General features: G+C 68.4%; 23 protein-coding genes. 10 read left to right on the top strand and 13 right to left on the bottom strand.

The features are described from left to right. On the bottom strand, window positions 1–672 hold a 672-nt coding region (locus VHK87_RS07310), incomplete at its 3' end, for a UDP-2,3-diacylglucosamine diphosphatase (protein WP_329634243.1). Window positions 673–815: 143 nt separating this feature from the next. Here VHK87_RS07310 and VHK87_RS07315 point away from each other — a divergent pair. Further along, entirely contained in the window at window positions 816–1,043 is a 228-nt protein-coding gene (locus tag VHK87_RS07315; RefSeq protein ID WP_329634244.1) for a hypothetical protein, read from the top strand. Window positions 1,044–1,081: 38 nt separating this feature from the next. Here VHK87_RS07315 and VHK87_RS07320 read toward each other — a convergent pair whose 3' ends face one another. The 4 genes from VHK87_RS07320 to phnC form a co-directional block, all read right to left on the bottom strand. After that, a complete protein-coding gene (locus VHK87_RS07320; protein ID WP_329634245.1) occupies window positions 1,082–2,218 on the bottom strand; it encodes an OprO/OprP family phosphate-selective porin in 1,137 nt (378 codons plus the stop codon). A gap of 118 nt (window positions 2,219–2,336) precedes the next feature. Next, complete coding sequence (gene phnE / locus VHK87_RS07325) at window positions 2,337–3,146, bottom strand: phosphonate ABC transporter, permease protein PhnE (protein ID WP_414694124.1); 810 nt, start codon at window positions 3,144–3,146, stop codon at window positions 2,337–2,339. A 4-nt stretch (window positions 3,147–3,150) separates the two neighbouring features. Beyond that, window positions 3,151–4,173: a phosphate/phosphite/phosphonate ABC transporter substrate-binding protein gene (gene phnD / locus VHK87_RS07330; protein ID WP_329634246.1), complete on the bottom strand. Its 1,023-nt coding sequence runs from the start codon at window positions 4,171–4,173 to the stop codon at window positions 3,151–3,153. Then, window positions 4,170–4,964 (bottom strand): phosphonate ABC transporter ATP-binding protein, encoded by a 795-nt coding sequence (phnC, locus tag VHK87_RS07335; RefSeq protein ID WP_329634247.1) that lies wholly within the window; start codon window positions 4,962–4,964, stop codon window positions 4,170–4,172. The genes phnD and phnC overlap by 4 nt, the downstream gene beginning before the upstream one ends. Before the next feature lie 255 nt (window positions 4,965–5,219). Here phnC and VHK87_RS07340 point away from each other — a divergent pair, with 255 nt between their 5' ends. The 3 genes from VHK87_RS07340 (at window position 5,220) to VHK87_RS07350 (ending at window position 8,034) form a co-directional block, all read left to right on the top strand. Next, window positions 5,220–6,473 carry a type III PLP-dependent enzyme gene (locus VHK87_RS07340; RefSeq protein WP_329634248.1) on the top strand — a complete coding sequence of 418 codons (1,254 nt, stop codon included), beginning with the start codon at window positions 5,220–5,222 and terminating at the stop codon, window positions 6,471–6,473. 98 nt (window positions 6,474–6,571) lie between these two features. Continuing rightward, entirely contained in the window at window positions 6,572–7,627 is a 1,056-nt protein-coding gene (locus tag VHK87_RS07345) for a 1,9-bis(guanidino)-5-aza-nonane synthase (RefSeq protein ID WP_329634249.1), read from the top strand. A 185-nt stretch (window positions 7,628–7,812) separates the two neighbouring features. Continuing rightward, window positions 7,813–8,034, top strand: coding sequence for a hypothetical protein (locus VHK87_RS07350; protein ID WP_329634250.1), 222 nt, complete (start codon window positions 7,813–7,815; stop codon window positions 8,032–8,034). On the opposite strand, the gene VHK87_RS07355 is transcribed toward VHK87_RS07350, so the two are convergent. Both VHK87_RS07355 and VHK87_RS07360 read right to left on the bottom strand, forming a co-directional pair. Further along, the gene (locus VHK87_RS07355) at window positions 8,031–8,804 is read right to left on the bottom strand and encodes a molybdopterin-binding protein (protein ID WP_329634251.1); all 774 of its coding nucleotides are present in this window, start codon (window positions 8,802–8,804) and stop codon (window positions 8,031–8,033) included. The genes VHK87_RS07350 and VHK87_RS07355 overlap by 4 nt on opposite strands. Further along, a complete protein-coding gene (locus tag VHK87_RS07360) occupies window positions 8,801–9,613 on the bottom strand; it encodes a cytochrome b/b6 domain-containing protein (RefSeq protein WP_329634252.1) in 813 nt (270 codons plus the stop codon). Before VHK87_RS07360 ends, VHK87_RS07355 begins: the two co-directional genes overlap by 4 nt. A 120-nt stretch (window positions 9,614–9,733) precedes the next feature. On the opposite strand from VHK87_RS07360, the gene VHK87_RS07365 reads away from it, so the two are divergent. From VHK87_RS07365 to VHK87_RS07375, 3 genes are all read left to right on the top strand, one after another. Then, window positions 9,734–10,042 (top strand): hypothetical protein, encoded by a 309-nt coding sequence (locus VHK87_RS07365; protein WP_329634253.1) that lies wholly within the window; start codon window positions 9,734–9,736, stop codon window positions 10,040–10,042. A 62-nt stretch (window positions 10,043–10,104) separates the two neighbouring features. Continuing rightward, window positions 10,105–11,031, top strand: a complete 927-nt coding sequence (locus tag VHK87_RS07370) for a thioesterase family protein (RefSeq protein WP_329634254.1) — start codon at window positions 10,105–10,107, stop codon at window positions 11,029–11,031. 3 nt (window positions 11,032–11,034) lie between these two features. Beyond that, window positions 11,035–11,646 (top strand): 2-hydroxychromene-2-carboxylate isomerase, encoded by a 612-nt coding sequence (locus tag VHK87_RS07375; RefSeq protein WP_329634255.1) that lies wholly within the window; start codon window positions 11,035–11,037, stop codon window positions 11,644–11,646. Here the strand turns inward: VHK87_RS07375 and VHK87_RS07380 are convergent. After that, complete coding sequence (locus VHK87_RS07380) at window positions 11,635–12,525, bottom strand: alpha/beta hydrolase (protein ID WP_329634256.1); 891 nt, start codon at window positions 12,523–12,525, stop codon at window positions 11,635–11,637. The genes VHK87_RS07375 and VHK87_RS07380 overlap by 12 nt on opposite strands. Window positions 12,526–12,576: 51 nt before the next feature. Here VHK87_RS07380 and VHK87_RS07385 point away from each other — a divergent pair, with 51 nt between their 5' ends. Continuing rightward, window positions 12,577–13,011, top strand: a complete 435-nt coding sequence (locus tag VHK87_RS07385; RefSeq protein WP_329634257.1) for a DUF488 domain-containing protein — start codon at window positions 12,577–12,579, stop codon at window positions 13,009–13,011. Window positions 13,012–13,018: 7 nt separating this feature from the next. Here VHK87_RS07385 and VHK87_RS07390 read toward each other — a convergent pair whose 3' ends face one another. The 4 genes from VHK87_RS07390 to VHK87_RS07405 form a co-directional block, all read right to left on the bottom strand. Continuing rightward, the gene (locus tag VHK87_RS07390) at window positions 13,019–13,987 is read right to left on the bottom strand and encodes a magnesium and cobalt transport protein CorA (RefSeq protein WP_329634258.1); all 969 of its coding nucleotides are present in this window, start codon (window positions 13,985–13,987) and stop codon (window positions 13,019–13,021) included. A gap of 60 nt (window positions 13,988–14,047) precedes the next feature. Then, the gene (locus VHK87_RS07395) at window positions 14,048–14,728 is read right to left on the bottom strand and encodes a CHAP domain-containing protein (RefSeq protein ID WP_329634259.1); all 681 of its coding nucleotides are present in this window, start codon (window positions 14,726–14,728) and stop codon (window positions 14,048–14,050) included. Between the two features lie 69 nt (window positions 14,729–14,797). Further along, window positions 14,798–15,895 (bottom strand): acyltransferase, encoded by a 1,098-nt coding sequence (locus VHK87_RS07400; protein WP_329634260.1) that lies wholly within the window; start codon window positions 15,893–15,895, stop codon window positions 14,798–14,800. Between the two features lie 275 nt (window positions 15,896–16,170). Continuing rightward, window positions 16,171–16,809, bottom strand: coding sequence for an acetyltransferase (locus VHK87_RS07405; protein WP_329634261.1), 639 nt, complete (start codon window positions 16,807–16,809; stop codon window positions 16,171–16,173). Window positions 16,810–16,939: 130 nt separating this feature from the next. Between VHK87_RS07405 and VHK87_RS07410 the strand changes: the two genes are divergently transcribed. Beyond that, window positions 16,940–17,761: a TerC family protein gene (locus VHK87_RS07410; RefSeq protein WP_329634262.1), complete on the top strand. Its 822-nt coding sequence runs from the start codon at window positions 16,940–16,942 to the stop codon at window positions 17,759–17,761. A 93-nt stretch (window positions 17,762–17,854) separates the two neighbouring features. Further along, window positions 17,855–19,513 (top strand): MDR family MFS transporter, encoded by a 1,659-nt coding sequence (locus tag VHK87_RS07415; RefSeq protein WP_329634263.1) that lies wholly within the window; start codon window positions 17,855–17,857, stop codon window positions 19,511–19,513. 9 nt (window positions 19,514–19,522) lie between these two features. On the opposite strand, the gene priA is transcribed toward VHK87_RS07415, so the two are convergent. After that, window positions 19,523–20,361 (bottom strand): replication restart helicase PriA (gene priA / locus VHK87_RS07420; RefSeq protein ID WP_329634264.1); only part of this gene is annotated, 839 nt, incomplete at its 5' end.

Consider the following 20,361-nt stretch of genomic DNA (forward strand, 5'->3'; position numbering starts at 1 on the left):
GTCGCCGTCGTTCATGTAGACGATCCCGTCGATGGTGCGGATCTCGGCCTTGTGGATGTGGCCGCAGATGACCCCGTCGACGCCGCGCCGGCGGGCCTCGTCGGCCACCGCCGCCTCGAAGTTCTCGATGAACTGCAGCGCGTTCTTCACCCGCGTCTTCACGTAGGCCGACAGGCTCCAGTCCCGCAGCCCCAGCCGCCTCCGCACGCGGTTGAACACGGTGTTGGCCGACAGCAGCGCGCGGTAGCCATAGTCGCCGAGGAAGGCGAGCCACTTGGCGTGCTGGACGATCCCGTCGAACTCGTCGCCATGGGTGACCAGGTAGCGCCGGCCATCGGCGGCCTCGTGGATGGCGTCGCGCGCCACCACCACCCCGCCGAAGTGGACGCCGCAGAAGTCGCGCACCCGATCGTCGTGGTTGCCGGGGACGTAGATCACCTCGACGCCCTTGCGCGCCAGGCGCAGGATCTTCTGCACCACGTCGTTGTGCGCCTGCGGCCAACACCAGCCGCTGCGCAGCTTCCAGCCGTCGATGATGTCGCCCACCAGGTAGAGGCGCTCGCACTCCAGCCCGCGGATGAAGTCCAGCAGCCGCTCGGCCTGGCACCCCTTGGTGCCCAGGTGGATGTCGGAGATGAAGACGGTGCGGCAGGAGAGTTCGGCGCCGGTCATGGCTGCCCCCAGGCGGTTCACTTCGCGCCTGCGCTAGCCCGCTTCGATGACAGCGCGGTGACGTGGAATCTCGCCCCGCCGGCACACAACTGTCGTGAAAAGATTCTACACGCCTCGCGCATCAGGCGAGTTCGAGTCGAAGCATGACCGTGATCAGCGTGAAAGCCGTCCCCGGCGGGTGGGCCGTCGAAGGCGGCGCCGGGTTGACGCCGCATGTCTTCCTGCGCGGCGGCGAGGCCGAGCGGAAAGCCCACCAGCTGGGCGCCCAGTGGGCCGAGATCGTCGGCGAGGCCGAGGTCCGCATCCACGACCGCAGTGGCGCGCTGGTGGGTCGGAGCCTCTACTTTGCCTCGCAGCTGACGCCGGCGTAATCGCCTTTCCTCTCCCGCTGGCGGGAGAGGAAGGATCTCTAGAACTCGAACTGGAAGCGGAACTGGGCGACCTTGGCGTCGACGTCGCCGCCGGGGGCGACGTTGTCATTCTCGGAGTCGGTGTAGTTCAGCATCACCCGGGTGTTGGAGGTCAGGTGCCAGTTGGCGCCGAGCGTCCAGGCCGAGTACTCGCCGCCGCCGGGCGCATCGTCGAGATCCGCCGCATCGTAGCGCAGGGCCAACTCGATCGCGCCGAGGCCGCCCTTGTCGACTGGGTTGTTCACCTTCACCCGCTCGAACCGGCCGTTCTTGGCGCTGTAGGCGCGCATGTGGTCGGTGAGGAACCAGCTGCCGTAGGCGTACCAGGTGGAAAGCTGGGCGTCGCGGGTGGTCCCGTCGACATCCACGTGCGCCCACTCGCCCTGCACCGAGAAGGGGCCGCTCACATAAGCGCCTTCGACGGCCAAGGTGGTGTCGGCCTCGCCGAACGAGGAGGTGCTGACGAAGCGCGGGCCGAAGTTGGTGTTGGGCCGCAGGCGGTAGTTGATCCGGCTGGGCGCATCGCGGTCTCGCTGGCGCACCCAGGCGCCCAGGTGGGCCTTCTGTCGGTCCTCGTTGATCGGCGCGAAGGTGCCACGCAGGCTGACCGCAACCTCCTGGGGATGGGTGTCGACGTCGTTCAGGCTCTCGCCGGTGACGGCGGCCGCGGCGGTCCAGTTGTCGCCGCCGGTCTTGGCCTCCAGCGCGACGAGGCGGCCCAGACCCAGCACGTCGTTGTAGGGGCCGCGTTCCATGAAGGTGGTGACCGCGTCCGAGGTGAGGTTCTCCAGCGAAAGGGTCTTGATGTTGCCGAACGTCAGCTTGCTGGTGTCGTTGAGGGCGTAGGACAGGTAGACGTCCTGCCAGACGATCTCCTCCAGCCCGAAGTCGATCTCGGCCTTGTAGGAGAGCCGGTCGGTCAGGTCGCCCTCGGCCCAGAGCCGGCCCAGGCGCAGGCGGATGTCGTCGTCGTTGAATTCGTCGCCGACCTCGCGTTCGGCGTCGATCTCGACGTAGTCGACGAAGGCGCGCATGCCGAATTCGATCGTTGGGGTGTCCTGCGCCAGCGCCTGGCCGGCCGCAGCTCCCGAAACGGCGAACCCCGCAAGAGCGGCCGCGCAAAACCTGGATCGCATGGAATATCCCTCCGAGGACGCCGAAAGCGCGTCCGCGGCAGGTGGTTAACCTCGAAGTGTGAAGGTTCGGCTTCTGTAGATTGAAGGTTTTGCGTCAGAAGTGCGACAAAAGCGCAGCTTAGATCAGCCGTGATCGAATGGTTTGCGACAACATGTCGATCAGCGTTACCGCAACGACGATCACCAGGGCGATGGCCGCGACCTTGCTGTAGGCGAAGCTGTTCAGGCTATCGAACAGCACCTGGCCGATGCCGCCCGCGCCGATCAGGCCGAGCACGGTGGCCGCGCGGCTGTTGGATTCGAACCGGTAGAGCCCATAGGAGGTCCACAGGGGCGCGACCTGCGGAATGACGCCCCAGATGATCTCCTGGAGCTTGGTGGCGCCGGTCGCCCGCACGCCCTCGACCGGGCCGCGGTCGATCGCCTCGACCGCTTCCGAGAACAGCTTGCCCAGCACTCCGCCGGTGTTGAGCGCCAGGGCCATGACGCCGGCAAACGGCCCCAGGCCGACGGCCGCCACGAAGAAAGTGCCGATCACCAGGTCCGGCACCGAGCGCAGCACATCCATCATTCGTCGAACCACCACCTGCACGGCCGGCGGCGAGATGTTGCGAGCGCCCAGCAGGCCGAGCGGGATCGCCAGGATCACCGCGAGGAAGGTGCCCCACAGGGCCATCTGCACGGTCAGCCACATCTGGCGGATGTAGAGCGGCAGGTCGGTCCAGTCCGGCCGGGCGAACTCGCGCCCGTACTGGCGCATGTTCTCGGTGTTCTGGAACAGCTGCGGCAGCTTGGCGATGTCGGCCGGTCCGAAGCTGATCAGCAGCAGGACGGCCAGGCCGCCCCAGAGCAGGATGTCGAACACCCGCTGGCCCAGCGGGCGCACGGGCGGCTGCAGGGCGGCGGCTTGAGTGGTTGCGTCCGTCACTGGGTTATTGGCCGACGATGGGCTGGCCGGTCTTGGCCTCGAGCGCGGCGCGCTCGGCGCGGATGGCGTCCAGCGCATTCTGGGCCTCGGCGATGCGGGCCTGGTCGCCGCTGTTCTTCGCCGTCAGCAGGGCCTCGGTGGCCTCCATCTCGCGGACCGGCATCAGGTGGGTGTTGTCGGCCGGCAGGAAGCCGCCGATGGAGAGCTGCGACAGCAGCTTGCGCTGCCGCTCGGCCTCGGGCCCTTCGCCCTTGCCGTAGGTGAGGAAGAACTGGCGGATCTTCTCCTTCACCGCGGGGTCCAGGTCCTGGCGCCAGACGATCGGGTCCTCGGGCAGCTTCGGCGACTCCCAGATCACCCGGACCTGGTCGGGCACCGGCGAGCCGCGCTCGCGCTGCAGGCGGATGGCGGTGGAGTTGTTGGTCGCCACGTCCAGCATCCCGCGGGCGACGGCGAACAGGTTGGCCTGATGGTTGGCCGCCTTCACCGTCCTGAAGCAGGTCTGCGGATCGACGCCGTTCGGCGCGAACAGATAGGTCATCGGCGCCAGGGTGCCCGACGTCGATTTGGCGTCGCCGATGCCGAAGTTCAGGCTCTTGTCGCACCTCATCACGTCGGCCAACGTTGTCTTACTGTTGGCTGGCACGATGAGCACCGACTTGTAGCCGTCCTCGCCGGTGGGATCAAAGGTGCGGGCGAAGACCTCGCCGCCCGAGCGCCGCACGGCCTCCAGACCCGACTGGTTGGAGAACCAGCCGGCGTCGATCTGCTTGAACCGCAGGGCCTCGATCAGGGCCGTGTAGTTGGTGGCGTAGAACGGCTTCACCGGGATCCCGACGGATTTCTCCATGTCGGCGAGGATCGGCTTCCAGAAGGTCTCCAGGCTCGAGGAGTTCTCGGTGGCCAGGATCGAGAAGTTGATGACCTTCGGCGGGCCTTCGGCGGCCTTGGTCTTCTCGCCGCCCTCGCAGGCGGCGAGCGCCAGGGCGGCGAAGCTGGCGCCCAGCATCAGGCGTCGGCTGATCATTTGGGCGCTCCTTCCCAGAAGACGTCCTCGAACTCTGGGCCGTAGATGTCGATGAGTCGCGGACGGTCCAGCCCCTCGGGCGGGCCGTCATAGACGATGTTGCCCGCTTTCAGGGCGATCACCCGCCGGCAATAGCGCAGCGCGTAGTCGACCTGGTGCAGGGTGACGACGACGGTCAGCCCGTCCTCGTCGTTGAGCTCGCGCAGCGCGTCCATGACGCGGCGGGCCGAGACCGGGTCCAGCGAGGCGACCGGCTCGTCGGCGAGGATGATCTTGGCCCGCTGCACCAGGGCCCTCGCGATGGCGGCCCGCTGCTGCTGGCCGCCCGACAGGGTGCCGGCCCGCTGGCCGGCGTATTCGGCGATGCCCACGCGGGCCAGAGCCTGCATGACCGCCTGCTTGGTCTCCTTGGGCCACAGGCCCAGCGTGCCGCGCACCCGCGAGATGCGGCCCAGCGAGCCCAGCGCCACGTTGGTGAACAGCGGCAGCCGGCCGACCAGATTGAACTGCTGGAAGATGAAGCCGATCCGCTTGCGCGCCTCGCGCACCGTGTCGGACAGCTTGCCGTCAGCCTGCACCGGGCCGCCGAAGGCGTCGATCCGGCCCTGGCCGGGATCGATGGTCTGCAGGCCGCTGATCGAGCGAAGCAGCGTCGACTTGCCCGAACCGGACGGACCGATCAGGGCGATCATCTCGCCCTTGGCCACATCCACCGACACCCGGTCGAGGGCGCGGCGGGAACCGAAGCTCTTCGACACGTTGCGTACCGAAAGCACCGCCGCGTCGGACATGAATGCGAGGCTTCCCCCAAAAACGTGAGCACGCGCAAGCGCGTGGCGCGTTGATCGCCTCCGCCTGCGATGGTTTCATGACACGTCCGCCGCCCTGGGGTCCAGAGACGCGGCGCGCGTGCATGCGCCGCACTCCAAAAAGACTTTACATCCCGAGTCGTAGTCCCTATTTCGCACGGCTCCGGCGGACCCGATGTCCTAACAAGCGCTGCTAACGCCGGTCTGGGTTCAACAATCCGTTGGGGGTTGCGTGAGGTGCAAAGGTACCATACGCCCCTGGACCTGGTCCGTGAGCGGTCCCCGGAACGTCCTGTCGCCTTCGCGCGGCCGGACGCGGTGGCCGTAGCGGCGCGCTGGTTCCAGGCGAATTTCAAGGGCGATGTCTTCTACGCCGTAAAGGCGAACCCTTCGCCGTGGGTCATCGAGACCCTCGCGGCGAACGGGGTGACATCCTTCGATGTGGCTTCGGTCCCCGAGATCGAGCTGGTCTCCCGCTACGCCCCTGGCGCGCGGATGGCCTTCATGCATCCGGTGAAGAGCCGCAGGGCGATCGCGCAGGCCTATTTCGACCATGGCGTGAAGACCTTCGCCCTCGACACCCATGAAGAGCTGGCCAAGCTCGTCGAGGCGACGAATGGCGCCAAGGACCTTAACCTGATCGTACGGCTGGGCGTTCAGGCGGAGGGCGCGGCCTACTCGCTGTCGGGAAAGTTCGGCGTCGACGCGCATGAGGCGCCGGCCCTGCTGCTGGCCGCGCGCCGCGCGACGCAGGAGCTGATGGGCGTCTCCTTCCATGTGGGCAGCCAGTGCATGCGGCCGACCGCCTTCCAGGCGGCCATGGCCCAGGCCTCGCGCGCCCTGGTCCGCGCCGGCGTGCTCGCCGACGTGGTCGACGTGGGCGGCGGCTTCCCGTCGGTCTACCCGGGCATGGTCCCGCCGGTGCTCGCCGACTATCTCGACTCGATCGACCGCGGCTTCGCCGAGATGATGGTGCACGAGACGACCGAGCTGTGGTGCGAGCCGGGGCGGGCGCTGGTGGCCGAGGCCTCCTCGATCCTGACCAAAGTCGAGCTCAAGAAGGGCGATGCGCTCTATCTGAACGACGGCAGCTACGGCAGCCTGTTCGACGCGGCGCACACCAAGTGGCCCTTTCCGGTGAAGCTTATCCGCGGCGAGGACGGCGAGGCCGCCGAGGTCGAAGGGCCGCTGAAGCCCTTCCGCTTCTACGGGCCGACCTGCGATAGCCTCGACCACATGCCGGGTCCGTTCTGGCTCCCGGAAGACGTGCGCGAAGGCGACTATGTCGAGATCGGCATGCTGGGCGCCTACGGCGTGGCCATGAACACGCGCTTCAACGGCTTCGGCGACGCCGAAACGGTCGCAGTTGAAGACGCGCCGATGGCCTCCATGTACGGGCTCGCGCGCCGGTCCATCCCGGTGCCGAAGGCCGAACCCCAGAACGTCGTACGCCTGTCGCGTGCGCGGTCGAAGAAGCGCCGGAGGAAATAACCTCCCGGCTGAACTGTTGAAGGCGCGGTCGGTCGCTCCGTCCCGGCCGCGCCCTTTACCTTGGACGGGCGCTCACCCTCAGAAGGGAACTTCCGAAGATGAACGCTAACGTTCAGACCAACAAGAAGGCCGAACTGCTCTCGCGCACCGTCGAGCACGTGGCCATCGACCAGTACGACGCCCGCCCGATCATCGATTCCATGCGGCAGATGAGCTTCACGAGCCGCGACACGGCCCGTGCGGCCGATATCTTCTCCATGGCCCTGGAGGATGCAGACTGCTCCAACTGGCTGACCCTGGCCGGGTCGACCAGCGCGGCCGGCTGCATGCACATCTACCGTGACATGGTGAAGTACGGGATGATCGATGCGATCGTCGCCACCGGCGCCTCGATCATCGACATGGACTTCTTCGAGGCCCTCGGCTTCAAGCACTACCAGGCGCAGACTGGCGTCGACGACCGGGACCTTCGGGCCCTCTACATCGACCGGATCTACGACACCTACATCGACGAGGAAGAGCTGCAGGCGTGCGACGCGACGATCTACGAGATCGCCAACGCGCTCGAGCCGCGCCCCTATTCCAGCCGTGAGTTCATCTACGAGATGGGCAAGTGGCTGGCGGCGGGGAACGCCAAGAAGCCGGCCAGCCTGATCCAGACCGCCTACGAGGAAGGGGTCCCGATCTTCTGCCCCGCGTTCACCGACAGTTCCGCGGGCTTCGGCCTCGTGAAGCACCAGGTGGAGCGGATGAAGGCCGGCAAGCCCTACCTCACCATCGACTCCATCGCCGACTTCCGCGAGCTGACCGACATTAAGCTGGCGGCGGGCACGACGGGTCTGTTCATGGTCGGCGGCGGGGTGCCGAAGAACTTCGCGCAGGACACGGTGGTCTGCGCCGAAATTCTCGGCCACGAGGCGGACATGCACAAATACGCCATCCAGATCACGGTGGCGGACGTGCGTGACGGCGCCTGCTCGTCCTCGACGCTCAAGGAGGCTTGCTCCTGGGGCAAGGTGGACGTGACCTGGGAGCAGATGGTGTTCGCCGAGGCCACCACGGTGGTCCCGCTGATCGCATCCGACGCCTGGCACCGCGGTTCCTGGCAGACCCGCAAGAAGCGCCGCTGGGCGGACCTGTTCCAGAAGGCCTGATCTAGGGGTGACGGGCTGTCGTCGGCAGCCTGTCACCTGACCAGTGGGCCGCCCGCATTCGCTTTGCGGGCGGCTTTGGTGTAAGGTGCCGTCATCGCCGGCATCTATCCGATCAGGGTTCGGCGACGAGAGACCGAAGCGGCTCGCTCGAAGTCGCGCGCTCCCGCCCCTCAAGGAAGAGCGCCATGTACATCTGCTATCTCTACGAACGCGAGGGCCAGGTGCCCCACATGGAAGTGCTGCCCGAGGTCCCGCTGGCCGCGGCGCGGGGGCTTGCGCTGGACCTGCTGCACCAGCGCCCGCACTACCTGCACGCCGAACTATGGGACGGCGAGCAGATGGTCAGCCGTTTTCACCAGGATAGGCTGCGCGCGCCCACGAGGTCCGGCGCCGCGATGGGCGTCTAGATCCCCGCGTACCACTCGTAGCCGCGGTCCTCCCAGAACCCGCCCTTGCCGCGGCCCAGGCCTGAGAGGCTGTCCACGGCCTCGATACGCATCACGTATTTGGCGTGCTTGTAGCCGAGCTGGCGCTCGACCCGCAGCCGCACCGGCGCCCCGTGCGGCACAGGCAGCGGCGCATCGTTCATGTCGTAGGCCAGGATGGTCTGCTCGTGGAAGGCGTCGTCCAGGTCGATGCTCTCGTAGTAGCGGCCGCTCTCGTCGGCGGTCGGCTCCAGCTTGTCGGCGCAGTGGAAGACAATGAAGCGCGCCTCCGCCTTCAGCCCGGCCGACTGCAGCACCGCAGACAGTCTGGCCCCTGTCCATTTGCCGATGCTGGACCAGCCCTCGACGCAGTCGTGGCGGGTGATCTGGCTGCGGGCCGGCAGGGCGCGCAACTCGGCCAACGACAGCCCCAGCGGGCGGTCCACCAGCCCGTCCACCACCAGGCGGTAGCCGGCGAAGCCTGAATCGCGCAGCGCGACGTAGGCGGGATCCTGCGGATTGCGGGTGCCGTTGGCGCGGAAGTCGGGGGAGATGTCCTCAGGCCCGAACTCCGGCGCGAGGGCGGCGCGGGGGATGAGCGCCCGCTGGGTGCGCTGCGTCAGCCCTTCGGCGCTCGCCAGGGCCGCCTGGACACCGGCGCTCTGGGTGAGCCGGTCGCAGGCGGTCAGCATAAAGCCCGCGGCGGAGGCGGCCGCGCCCGTCAGCCAACCTCTGCGGTGGATGCTGCTCATGCCGCCTTCCGTTCGATGGCGAAGCGGCCGGTGACCATGGCCCGAATGTTGTTCCACGCGCCCGCCGCGACGACCATGGCCACGTGCACCAGAACGAACAGCGCGATCAGCGAGGCCGAGATGAAGTGCAGCGTCCGCGCCGACTGCCGCCCGCCCAGCAGTTCGATGAGGCCGTAGCCCACCGCCCCGAAGGCCGGCGACATGGACAGGCCGGTCAGCAGCATCAGCGGCAGCACGACGAAGATCACCACCAGATAGGTGACCTTCTGGATGAGGTTGTAGCGGCGGGCCTCGTGCCCCCTCGGGAAGCGCAGGCGCGCGTGGTTGGCGATTTCGTGCAGGATGTGCCGCGGGCCGAGCTGGTCGCGCTCGGGCAGCAGGTCGCGGCGCAGATGGCCGCTGATCAAGCCGGCGGCCAGATAGATGGCCAGGTTGATCACGAACACCCAGGCGAAGAAGAAGTGCCAGCGCCGCCCGTCGGCCAGCGAGCGGTAGCTGGGCAGGGTCGCCCAGGCGGGAAAGCCCCGCACCTCGCCGGAGAAGCCGAGCACGCCGGTGGTGTCGAACACCGCATCGCCGATCCGCGTCAGGCCGACGAACTGCCCGCCCTGCTCGGCCGCGACCATGGCCACCCACGGGTCGGCGAACCGCGAGGCCTCGCCCCAGTAGAGCGCCGGATGGGCGTTGAAGATCTGCAGGCCGCTCGTCAGCAGCACCAGGATGGCGAGCGCGTTGGTCCAGTGCGTCAGGCGCGTCGCCAGGGTGTGCCGGTAGATCATCTCGACCGGGGCTCGCTTGCGGCCGAACATTCGGTTCTCCCTGAGGCGGAGCTTGCCACGAAACAGCTACGTGCGCGATCCGCCCGCGGATGCCGGAACAGGGCCGCCGTCTGACGCGCTAGATCGGCGAAGGCTTCAGAGGAGACGGCCATGGCCGACGAAAAGAACATCCAGAGCGAAGGACGCAACGACAACGCCGCCCAGCGGCTGAACGCGGGCAAGGAGAACGCCGGCGCCGACCGCTACCCTTCGGTCGATCAGCACGACGCGGTCGAACGCACCGGCCGCGACCAGGCGGTCACCGGCGAGAACCCGAGCTTCCAACCCGGCGGCGAGACGAAGATCCGCAACGAGACCGCCCCGCCCGAGGACGCCTCCACCGACGGCGACGACGTCCCCGCCTCCGCCAACGAAGGCCGCCTCGGCCCCGGCGGCGATCCGGCGGAAGGCAAGCGGTAGAGGGTTTGATCCCAGCCCCGCTCCTTTCTAAGGTCCGCGCCGCAGGAGTTCGGGGGGGCGGCGTGGCGGCGGTGGAGGTCTGGGGCGGCGGGGTCAACACCTGGGAATGCGACCGCATGGGCCACATGAACGTGCGGTACTATGTGGCCAAGGCGATGGATGGGCTGGCGGGCCTCGCCGCCGAGCTGGGCATGCCGCGGGTGTTCGCACCGGGCGCCCAGGCGAGCCTGATGGTTCGCGAGCACCACATCCGCTTCCTGCGTGAGGCCCATCCGGGCAGCTTCCTCTACATGACGGGCGGCGTGCTGGAGATGGGCGAGAGCGAGGCTCGGCTCCTCCTGACCTTCTTCCACCCCAGCGGCGAGCCCTGCGCCACCTTCAACACCGTGGTCGCGCACGTGACCGCCGAGGAGGGCCGGCCCTTCCCGTGGCCGCAGCGGATGCGCGAGCGCGCCGAGCAACTGAGGACTGAGCTCGAGGACTACGCCGCGCCCCGCAGCATCCGGCTGGACCCGGTCTCTAGCGCCGCCAGCCTGGAGCGGGCCGAGGCCCTGAACCTGCGCCGGGCCGGGCGCGGGGTGTTCGACGTGCGCGACTGCGACGCCTTCGGCCGCATGCGCCCAGAGCTGTTCATGAGCAAACTGTCCGACGGCATCTCGCAGGTATTCGGCGGGGCGACTTCGAAGCTGGTCGCCGACGGCGCGCCGGAGGGCGCGAGGATCGGCGGGGCGGCCCTGGAGTACCGGCTGCTCTACTTCGGCTGGCCGAGGGCGGGCGACCGCTACGTGCTGCGCTCCGGCCTCTCGGAGTGCGACGAGCGCGTGCGTCGGCTGATCCACTGGCTGCTCGATCCGGAGACCGGCCGCCCCTGGGGCGTGGCCGAAGCCATCGTCATCAGCCTCGACCTCGACGCCCGCAAGGTCATCAAGATTCGCCCCGAGGCGCAGGAGGCGATCCGCCGCGAGGCGTATGCGGAGCTGACCCTTTAGGCCATGCAGGCAGCGCGATTCCACGTCGACTTCTACTTCGGAGCAGGCAGTCGCTACTCCTACCTGGCCTCGACCCAACTTTCGCGGCTGTCAGAGGAGACCGCCGCGGTATTCCGTTGGAAGGCGGTCTTCAGCGGAGATCTGATCGCCGCCACGGGGCGCGACCCGTTCGCGCCGGATCAACAGCGCGGCCCGTATGATCCGGGCTACCGGACGCAGGACGTCGAGCGGTGGGCGCGGCTCTACCGCGTGCCGTTTACCGACTTCGACGTCGCGGGCGTCGACTTGCGGCGCCTCGCCCGCGCGTGCTGCGCGGCGGACCTCCTGGGTCGGGCTGAGGGGTTTGGCCGGGCGCTTCTGCAAGCCGTCCACGGCAGGGGCGAGCCGCCCCGCAATGACGCCGAGCTCGCGGCCGTGGCCGTGGCCGCCGGGCTCGATCCCCGCGAACTCATTCGGGTCCTGGAGTCCACGAGATCAGAGCAGCAGCAGAGTCGGAACCTCGAGGACGCCCGTGCGGCAGGGGCCTTCGGCGTGCCGACCTTCGTCACAGAGGACGGCGAGCTCTTCTGGGGTCAGGACCGACTGCCGCTCCTGCAGGCCCACCTAGGCGGCTGAGGCCGCCTCGCTGAGCGCCGCCCGCACCACGTCGGGCCGCTCCATGGGCATGAAATGGGTCGTGCCGGGGATGGTCTCGATGCGCAGGCCGGCCTTCTCCAGCTGGGTGAGATGCGGCGTCAGGCTGGCGCTGGTGGAGGCGTGCTCGGCGCGCAGGATGCGCACGGGGCAGGGCGGGGCGCGCAGCGCGGGCCACGGGTCGTGGCCGTGAGAGCCGAAGTTGGAGGCCTCCCACTCCCGCGCGCAGGACAGCTCCACTTGGCCATCGGGCCGCTCCCTGAAGCCGTCGGCGACGTAGTCGGCGAGCTGGGCCGGGCTCCAGCTTTTGAAGGCCCCGCGGCCGGTGTAGGCCGCCAGCGCCTCCTCGCGGCTCTCGAACACGGCGCGGCGGCGGCGGGCCGCGATCTCCATCGCCGAGGGCGGCGCGAGTCCCTGGCGATAGGCTTCAGAGGATCCGGGGGGCAGCAGGACAGGGTCGAACAGCACCAGGGCCTTCAAGCGCTCCGGCGCCTGGGCGGCGGCGAGCAGGCTGGAGGTCCCGCCCATGGAATGGCCGGAGAGGACGGCGCCGCGCACATCCAGAGCGGCGAGCAGCGCCAGCAGGTCTTCGGCCAGGCCTTCCCAGGAGGTGCGCCCCTCGGTCGGTGTCGGCAGCTCTGTCCGGCCGTGGCCGCGCAGGTCCAAAGCCAGTATCCTGCGGTCCGAGGCCAACGGCGCCAGGATGGTGCGATAGGTGCGCGCGTTGAAGCCGTTGGCGTGGGAGAAGACGATGTCGATGGGCCGGTCCGGCGGGCCGAATTCCAGGATGGCCATGGCGCCGCCGCGCTCCGGCAGCTGGATGCGCCGCGCGCGCGGCTCTTCAATGCCGACCCCATCCATGCCTGGCGTCTTCCCCTTTTTCCGGACCCTTAGCAGAGACTGGGCGTCGGGATGAACCGGCTGGCGACGATCGGCTATGAAGCGGCGACCCAGGACGCGGTGATCGGCAGGCTGAAAGACGCGGGCGTGACGGTGCTCATCGACGTGCGCGCCGTGCCCTCTTCGCGGCGGGCGGGCTTTTCGAAGACCGTGCTGGCCACGAGCCTGAAGGCGGAAGGGATTGATTACGTCCACCTGCGCGACCTCGGCACGCCCAAGCCTGGCCGGGAGGCGGCGCGCAAGGGGCGCATCGCCGAGATGCACGAGATCTACGAGGCCCACCTCTCCGAGCCGGGCGCCCAGCTGCAGCTCGCCCAGGCGGCCGAGATCGCCCGCGAACGTCCCGCCGCCCTGCTGTGCTACGAAGCCGACGCCGGGGGCTGCCATCGGCGGATTGTCGCCGAGCGGATCCAGGAGGCGCTGGGCTGCGAGGTGGTGGACCTCTAGTCGCCCGCTACAGCCACTTCCGTCGCTTGAAGTTGACGTAGAGGGTCACGCAGACGGCGATGATGAGCAGCCAGACCGCGCCGTAGCCGAACCGCCACTCCAGCTCCGGCATGTGCTCGAAATTCATGCCGTAGATGCCGGCGACGGCCGTGGGGACCGCCAGGATGGCGGCCCAGGCGGCGAGCTTGCGGGTGATGGCGCCCTGGCGCTGCTGTTCCAGCAGGGAGCTGACGTCGAACACCTGGCGGATCACGTCGCGCAGGCTATCGACTGAGGCCAGAACCCGCTCCACATGGTCGAGCACGTCGCGGAAGTAGGGCCGCGTCTCCGGGTCGATGCCGGGCAGGTCCAGGTTTTCAAGCTTGCTGCACAAGGCGTGCATCTGGCCGAGCGTGCGGCCGAACTTCATCAGCTCACGCCGCAGGACGAACAGGCGGGTGGTGTCGTCGCGGCTGAGGAAGGCGTCGAGGGTGCGCCGCTCCATCTCCAGCACCTCCTCCTCGATCGCTTCGACGATCGGGAGGTAGCCGTCGACGATGAAGTCGAAGAGGGCGTGCACGACGTAGTCGACGCCGTGCTTCAGGAGTTGGGGCGCGGCCTCCAGCTCGTTGCGCAGCTCGACGTGAGCGCGGGCTGAGCCGTGGCGGACGGTGATGATATGGCCGCGGCCCACGAACATGTGGGTTTCGCCGTAGCAGATCGCCCCGTCTCGGTACTCGGCGGTGCGGGCGACGATGAACAGCTGGTCGCCGTAGACGTCGAGCTTGGGCAGTTGGTGCGCCTTCAGCGCGTCCTCGACCGCCAGCGGGTGCAGCCTGAAACAGCGCGCGAGCGCCTGCAGTTCTTCGTCGCCCGGCGAGACGAGGCCGATCCAGGCAAACTCATTGGGACCGCAGTCAGGCGGCGTAGGCGACGTGATGTCGATCGGCCGGTCTCGCACGCCGTCGCGATAGATGTAGGCGGCGACGACGCTCAAGCTTCCCCCCGGCGGCTCATCGAGCTTGACGGCTCCTCATGAAGCCGGCCTCCGGAGGCGTCAATCGCGGTCTTGCTGGCCCTGGCCGGTGGCGGACTGGATGACGCCGGCGATGCGGTCGCTGGAGTCGGCGGCCTGGCTCAGCATCTGCAGCGGGCCCGCGCCGGGGCGCACCGTGGAGGCCACCTGGTTGGCCGCGCCCTGAACCATGGCGATGGCAGTGGCGCCGGCCTTGTTGAAGGGGTTCTGGGCCATCCGCTGGGCGTTGGCGTCCGGATAGATGAAGCCGTAGGTCGGATAGCTGGTGGTGCCGAGATCGCGGATCGGGTCGTACCAGACCTTCACCTGGCTCCAGTCGCCCGCCGGCGAGACGTCGATCACGGTGACATCGCGCTCGATCTGGCCGCGGGTGCCGCCGATGCGGCTCCAGTTGGCGTGGGTCAGCTGGATCACCCGGTCGGTCAGCACCTGGCTGACCACGCCCACGTGGCCCAGGCGCATCTTGCCCTGCGGCTTGAAGCAGAGGACGGCGCCGGCCTTCGGCTGGAAGCCGGTCTCGTATTTGCCGACCGCCTGGCGCCACCAGGTGTGGGCGTCGCCGAAGATCTGAATTCCGGAGATCAGGCGCGCAAAAGGCACGCACTGCCAGTAGGTGTCGGCCACCGCCGCATTGAGCGGAGCCATGGTTACAACCGCCGCGACAAGCGCGGAACCGATGAGGGTTCGCAGCCGTTTTGCCATGTTGGAACGCTACTCCCGACCCATTCGCGGCGAGAGGGTTACCCTATCCTCCGGAAATGAAAAGAGGGTTTACGCTCGTGCGGCCGAAGGTCGCCGCGCGTCCAAGGCGTCTCCCCATGACTTCATCGCGGCGCGGGCGGGCTTTTCGATCAGATGATACGAAAGCGCAGCCAGAGGAATAATCGTTAACGCGAACACGATCCACACGGGCCAGGGCAGTTGTTCCCCACTAAGCTCAAGAACGCGGGTGGCTGAATTCACGAATACGATCTTCCATGGCACACAGATCATATAAACCGAGTAGCTGATCTCGCCGAGGTAGACGAGCACAGGGTGGCCGAATAGCTGGGATCCGGCCTGGGCGGCGCCGGCCAGGAAGTAGATCAGCCCGCCCAGACCGAGCACGATCACGGCGTCGGGGCCGCCCGCAGCCGACGCAATCAGGGCCGCGGCGCCCGAAAAGGCGGCGCCGAGCAGTGCGCTCGCCCGATCCGCGAACGGCCGCGCGCGCCAGAGGCTGTGCAGGGCGCAGCCGAGGGCGAAGCAGGGCACGATGCGCAGCGCGCCCCAGTGGATGGTCGCCTGGGTGAGCGGAAAGCCGGCGATCTGCTCGAAGCCGGCGTAGAGGGCGGCCAGGCCCCCCGCGGCCAGGCCGACGGCCAGCAGCGGGCGCGACTTCAGCGCCAGCGCGCCCCAAGCGAACAGCGGGAAGGTGAGATAGGCGAACCACTCGGCCGAGATCGACCAGGAGGGATGGTTCCAGCCGGCGACTGGAGCCAGGCCCCAGGCGTGGACCATCAAGAGGTTGGCCGGCAGCGCCTCCCAGGACAGGATGTTGGCGTCGACGGCGAAGCCTGCGAACCCCGCGGCGGCGGCCAGGCCGCCCAGGCCGAACAGCGTCGCCAAGTGCAGCGGGTAGACCCGCGCCAGCCTGGCCCACAGGAAGCGGCCGTACTGGAAGCGCTGCTCCTCCACGTCCGTGCGGTAGACGTGGCAGAGGATGAAGCCGGAAAGGACGAAGAAGGCCTCGACGCCCAGATAGCCCTTCTGGACCAACATCGGCGTCGCCGGCGCGTCCAGCTTCGGCCAGTAGTGGAACATCACCACCCAGAAGGCGGCGAAGAACCTCAGCGCGGTCAGCGAGCGGATATGTGCGGCGTCGGTCATTCTTTCGGCCTCGGCGTCCCGTTCTGGCGCCCTTCGGACGCCCTGGCGGGCGAGCAGCAACTCGCGCGCCGGGCGAAGCTCGACCTTGGAGCGGAATGCTGAGGATTGGGTTACGGGGGGGCGGCGCCATCCTCCCCACCGCTCGTCCCGGCGAAGGTCGGGACCCAGATCCAAGGCTCCGCGGTGGCTGGATAAGCGCTGCCCTTGTGGAGCCCCCTCTGCGCCCGCCATTCTGGGTCCCGGCCTCCGCCGGGATGAGCGGGGGGGAGTCCTGCCTAGCTGTCCTTTTTCGGCAGCACCCGCGCCGGATTGCCGACGACGGTGGCGCCTTCCGGCACGTCTCGGGTGACCACCGCGCCGGCGCCGACGGTGGCGCGGGCGCCGACCACCACGTTGTTGATGATCACCGCGCCCAGGCCGATGAAGGCGCCGTCCTGGATGGTGACGCGGCCGGCGGTGTGGGCGCCCGGCGCGATGGAGACCTCGTCGCCGACGAGATTGTCGTGGTCGACTGTGCAGGCGGTGTTCAGCACGCACAGCCGGCCGATACGAGTGTCCGACTGGACGATGACGCCGGCCGACAGGATGGTCCCGTCGCCGATCCGCGCCGTTGTCGACACCGTCGCTGCCGGATGGACGATTACCGGCAGCCGGCCCCCGCGGGCGAGGATCGCCTCGGCGAGCGCCCGCCGGACGCGCCCCTGCACCCCCAGCACCAGGTCGTGCGCCGACAGAAAGCCAGCGTCCTCGAGCAGCGTCTGATCGCCGAGCCGCGGAATGGGCGTGGTCGGCGGCTGCGGATCTTCTTCCGCGTCCAAATAACCGGCGAGCGGCGCGCCGCGGGCGGCGGCGGCCTCGGCGATGATCCGCGGCAGCGAGCCTGGGCCGGCGCCCACCATGACCAGGGGTTTCATGGCCTCAAGGTGCAGCTTCGAGGGCGGGGCGGCAACCCGTGCGCCGCCACTGCGAGCTCCAGGCGCCCCTAGCCACGCTCACGATTTTCGCTACCTAGGACGCGGGGAGATCAACGGGAGAGCTAATCAAATGGAGAGCGTGTTTGCCTGGACCGCCGATCCGGCGGCCTGGGCGGCCCTTGTCACCCTCGTGGTCATGGAAGTCGTGCTGGGCATCGACAACCTGATCTTCATCTCGATTCTTTCGAACAAGCTTCCGGAGCATCAGCGCAGCAAGGCGCGCAGGCTCGGCATCTCGCTGGCGCTGATCATGCGCCTGGTCCTGCTCTCGACAATCGCCTGGATCGTCGGTCTGACGCAGACGGTGTTCTCGCTGCCGTGGACCGGCCCGCTCGACGCGACCACCGGCCATCCGATGTTCGAGCTGAACTTCTCCTGGCGCGACCTGATCCTGATCGCCGGGGGCTTGTTCCTGCTGTGGAAGGCCACCACCGAAATCCACGAGAAGATGGACCCCAACGACACCGAAGGGGTGATGAACACCAAGCAGACGGTGATCAACAATTTCGGGGCGGCGATCTTCCAGATCATTCTTCTCGACATCGTCTTCTCGATCGACTCGATCCTCACGGCCGTCGGCATGACCGACGATCTGCCGATCATGGTCATCGCGGTGCTGGTGGCCGTGGCGGCGATGATGCTCGCCGCCGACCCGCTGGCCAAGTTCATCCACGACAATCCGACCGTGGTGATGTTGGCCCTGGGCTTCCTGTTGATGATCGGCGCGGTGCTGATCGCCGATGGGTTCGGGGTACATGTGCCCAAGGGCTACATCTACGCCGCGATGGCCTTCTCGGCGATGGTCGAAGGGCTGAACATGGCCCACCGGCGGGCCTCCAACCGCAAGATTGCGGCGTCGAAATCCGAGACGCCGGACGAGACGCGACACTAGAGATATTTCAAGGGCCTCGGCGGCTCGACCCGCCGAGGCCGACATAACGAGAGTTCAGGGACGCGCGGCGCATTTCACGCCGTGGGAGACGCTTTGGAAGAAGAGCCGCACGCGTACACCGACCAGGAGCGTCGGCTGACGCTCATATCGGTGATGATCGTCTTCCTGCTGTCGGCGATGAGCCAGACGGTCATCTCCACCGCGATGCCCCGGATCGTCGCGGACCTGTCAGGCCTGCACCTCTACTCCTGGGCGCTGACCGCTTACCTGCTCACCTCGACGGTGATGGTGCCGATCTGGGGGAAGCTCGGCGACATCCTCGGCCGCAAGACGGTGCTGCTCACCTGCATCGCCATCTTCCTGGCGGGCTCCTGGCTGGCGGGGCTTGCCGGCGAGTTCGGCGACCTGCCGCTGGTCGGCGGCGGGATGCCCCAGCTGATCGGGGCCCGGGCGATCCAAGGCATCGGGGGCGGGGGCCTGTTCACCACCGCGTTCGCGATCATCGCCGACCTCTACGCGCCCCGCGAGCGGGCCAAGTTCTCGGGCCTGTTCGGGTCGGTGTTCGGCGTCTCGTCGGTGTTCGGCCCGGTGATCGGCGGCTTCTTCACCGACCACGGGACGGTGGCGTTCGCCGGCCACGTCATCGAGGGCTGGCGCTGGGTGTTCTACGTCAACGTGCCGTTTGCGACGCTGGCGGTGCTGACCATCCTGTTCCGCATGCCCAGCCTGCCAAGCCGGCCGGGGCAGAAGATCGACTTTCTGGGCGCGGGGCTGATCATCGCCGCCTTCGTGCCCTTCCTCTTGGCCATCACCTGGGGCGGGCGCGACTATCCTTGGAGCTCGCCGACCATCATCGGCATGCTGGTGTTCGCCGCCCTGTGCCTGGCCGCCTTCATCGTCGTCGAGAAGGCGGTGCGCGACCCGATCGTCCCGCTGGTGCTGTTCAAGAACAAGACCTTCACCACCGCCAACGGCGCCGCCTTCGTCTACTCCATGGCCTTCATGGGGGTGACCAGCTTCCTGCCGCTGTTCATGCAGGTGGGGCAGGGGGTGAAGGCGACGACGTCGGGCTTCACCATGCTGGCGTTGATGGGCGGGATGATCGCCTCGTCCACCATCAACGGCCAGCTGGTCACCAAGACCGGCCAGTACAAGCCGTTCATGATCGGCGGCGGGATCGTGCTGATCATCGGCATCCTGCTGCTCTGCTTCATCGGCCCGGACACTTCGACGACGGACCTGGCCTGGCGGCTGCTGATCGTCGGCATCGGCCTGGGGCCCGGGCAGAGCCTGTTCGGCCTGGCGGTGCAGAACAGCGTGCCGTTCCACCAGATCGGCGTCGCCACCTCCTCCGGCCAGTTCGTCCGCCAGATCGGCTCGACCCTCGGCGTCGCCTTCTTCGGGGCCCTGCTGACCGCGGGCCTGTCGGCCGAGCTCGCCCGCCACACCCCGCCCGGCGCCCAGGTTCAGCAACTGGAGATGTCCGACCTGCAGCGCATGGCGGTCGAGCGCGACATGCACCCCGAGCTCGCCGCCGCCCGCGCCGCCGACCCGGCCGCCCAAGCCATGGACCGCCTCGTCCGGCAGAGCTTCTCGACCGCGATCGTCCACGGGATGATCTTCTCGGTCTCGATTCTCGCGGTGGGCTTCGTCCTTATGCTGATGATCCCGGTGGCGCCGCTGCGCGAGCGGCCCGTCGGCCCCCCCGTCCGCGCGCCGCCGCAGGGTGCGACGGCGAAGCTCGAGGAATGAGCGGGCGAGCTACAGGAAGCTGTAGGGGTCCACGTCGATGACCACGCGCAGCGAGCCGGTGGGCTTCACGCGGGCGCGCCAGGTGGCGAGGTAGGCGGAGAGGTCGACGTTGCGGTCGGCCCGGACCAGGAAGCGCTTGCGGCGGCGGCCGCGGATCAGGCTCAGCGGCGCATCGGCGGGACCGTAGACGTCGACGCCCTCGGCGTTCGGCGCGGCGGCGGCCATGTCCTTGACGAAGGCGTCCAGGCTGCGCGGGTCCTCGCCGGAGACAATGATCGCGCCGAGCCGCCCGAACGGCGGCAGGCCGGCGAACATCCGGCCCTCCATCTCGGCGGCGATGAAGGCGTCACGGTCCTGGGCCTTGAGGGCCTGCATCACCGGGTGCTCGGGCGCGTAGGTCTGCAGCATGGCGCGCCCGGGGCGGTCGCGGCGTCCGGCCCGGCCGGTGGCCTGGGCCAGCAGCTGGTAGGTCCGCTCGCCGGCGCGAAGGTCCCCGCCGCGCAGTCCAAGGTCGGCGTCCACCACCCCCACCAGGGTGAGATTTGGGAAGTTGTGCCCCTTGGCCGCGGCCTGGGTGGCCACCAGGATGTCGATCTCGCCGCGCTCCATGGCTTCCACCATCCGCTTGGCTTCGCGGGCGTCGAACAGGGTGTCGGAGGAGAAGACGGCGATCCGCGCCTCCGGGAACAGGTGGGCGGCCTCCTCCTGCACCCGCTCCACCCCGGGGCCGATGGAGGCCAGGCTGTCCTTGGCGCTGCAGTGGGGGCAGCGCTCCGGCTTGGGCATGGAATAGCCGGTCAGGTGGCAGACCAGCCGGCCGGAGTAGCGGTGCTCCACCAGCCAGCTGT

The sequence above is a fragment of the Phenylobacterium sp. genome, assembly GCF_036263695.1.
In the GTDB taxonomy this organism is placed as follows: Bacteria; Pseudomonadota; Alphaproteobacteria; order Caulobacterales; family Caulobacteraceae; genus Phenylobacterium.

What these genes read in the sequence shown, in the direction of transcription:
- VHK87_RS07380 (WP_329634256.1), bottom strand. Translation starts at nt 12,525, where the DNA reads ATGGATGGGGTCGGCATTGAAGAGCCGCGCGCGCGGCGCATCCAGCTG.
- phnC (WP_329634247.1), bottom strand. Translation starts at nt 4,964, where the DNA reads ATGTCCGACGCGGCGGTGCTTTCGGTACGCAACGTGTCGAAGAGCTTC.
- VHK87_RS07355 (WP_329634251.1), bottom strand. Translation starts at nt 8,804, where the DNA reads ATGAGCAGCATCCACCGCAGAGGTTGGCTGACGGGCGCGGCCGCCTCC.
- VHK87_RS07405 (WP_329634261.1), bottom strand. Translation starts at nt 16,809, where the DNA reads ATGAAACCCCTGGTCATGGTGGGCGCCGGCCCAGGCTCGCTGCCGCGG.
- VHK87_RS07320 (WP_329634245.1), bottom strand. Translation starts at nt 2,218, where the DNA reads ATGCGATCCAGGTTTTGCGCGGCCGCTCTTGCGGGGTTCGCCGTTTCG.
- phnD (WP_329634246.1), bottom strand. Translation starts at nt 4,173, where the DNA reads ATGATCAGCCGACGCCTGATGCTGGGCGCCAGCTTCGCCGCCCTGGCG.
- VHK87_RS07315 (WP_329634244.1), top strand. Translation starts at nt 816, where the DNA reads ATGACCGTGATCAGCGTGAAAGCCGTCCCCGGCGGGTGGGCCGTCGAA.
- VHK87_RS07385 (WP_329634257.1), top strand. Translation starts at nt 12,577, where the DNA reads ATGAACCGGCTGGCGACGATCGGCTATGAAGCGGCGACCCAGGACGCG.
- VHK87_RS07410 (WP_329634262.1), top strand. Translation starts at nt 16,940, where the DNA reads ATGGAGAGCGTGTTTGCCTGGACCGCCGATCCGGCGGCCTGGGCGGCC.
- VHK87_RS07395 (WP_329634259.1), bottom strand. Translation starts at nt 14,728, where the DNA reads ATGGCAAAACGGCTGCGAACCCTCATCGGTTCCGCGCTTGTCGCGGCG.
- VHK87_RS07360 (WP_329634252.1), bottom strand. Translation starts at nt 9,613, where the DNA reads ATGTTCGGCCGCAAGCGAGCCCCGGTCGAGATGATCTACCGGCACACC.
- VHK87_RS07345 (WP_329634249.1), top strand. Translation starts at nt 6,572, where the DNA reads ATGAACGCTAACGTTCAGACCAACAAGAAGGCCGAACTGCTCTCGCGC.
- VHK87_RS07400 (WP_329634260.1), bottom strand. Translation starts at nt 15,895, where the DNA reads ATGACCGACGCCGCACATATCCGCTCGCTGACCGCGCTGAGGTTCTTC.
- VHK87_RS07350 (WP_329634250.1), top strand. Translation starts at nt 7,813, where the DNA reads ATGTACATCTGCTATCTCTACGAACGCGAGGGCCAGGTGCCCCACATG.
- VHK87_RS07375 (WP_329634255.1), top strand. Translation starts at nt 11,035, where the DNA reads ATGCAGGCAGCGCGATTCCACGTCGACTTCTACTTCGGAGCAGGCAGT.
- VHK87_RS07365 (WP_329634253.1), top strand. Translation starts at nt 9,734, where the DNA reads ATGGCCGACGAAAAGAACATCCAGAGCGAAGGACGCAACGACAACGCC.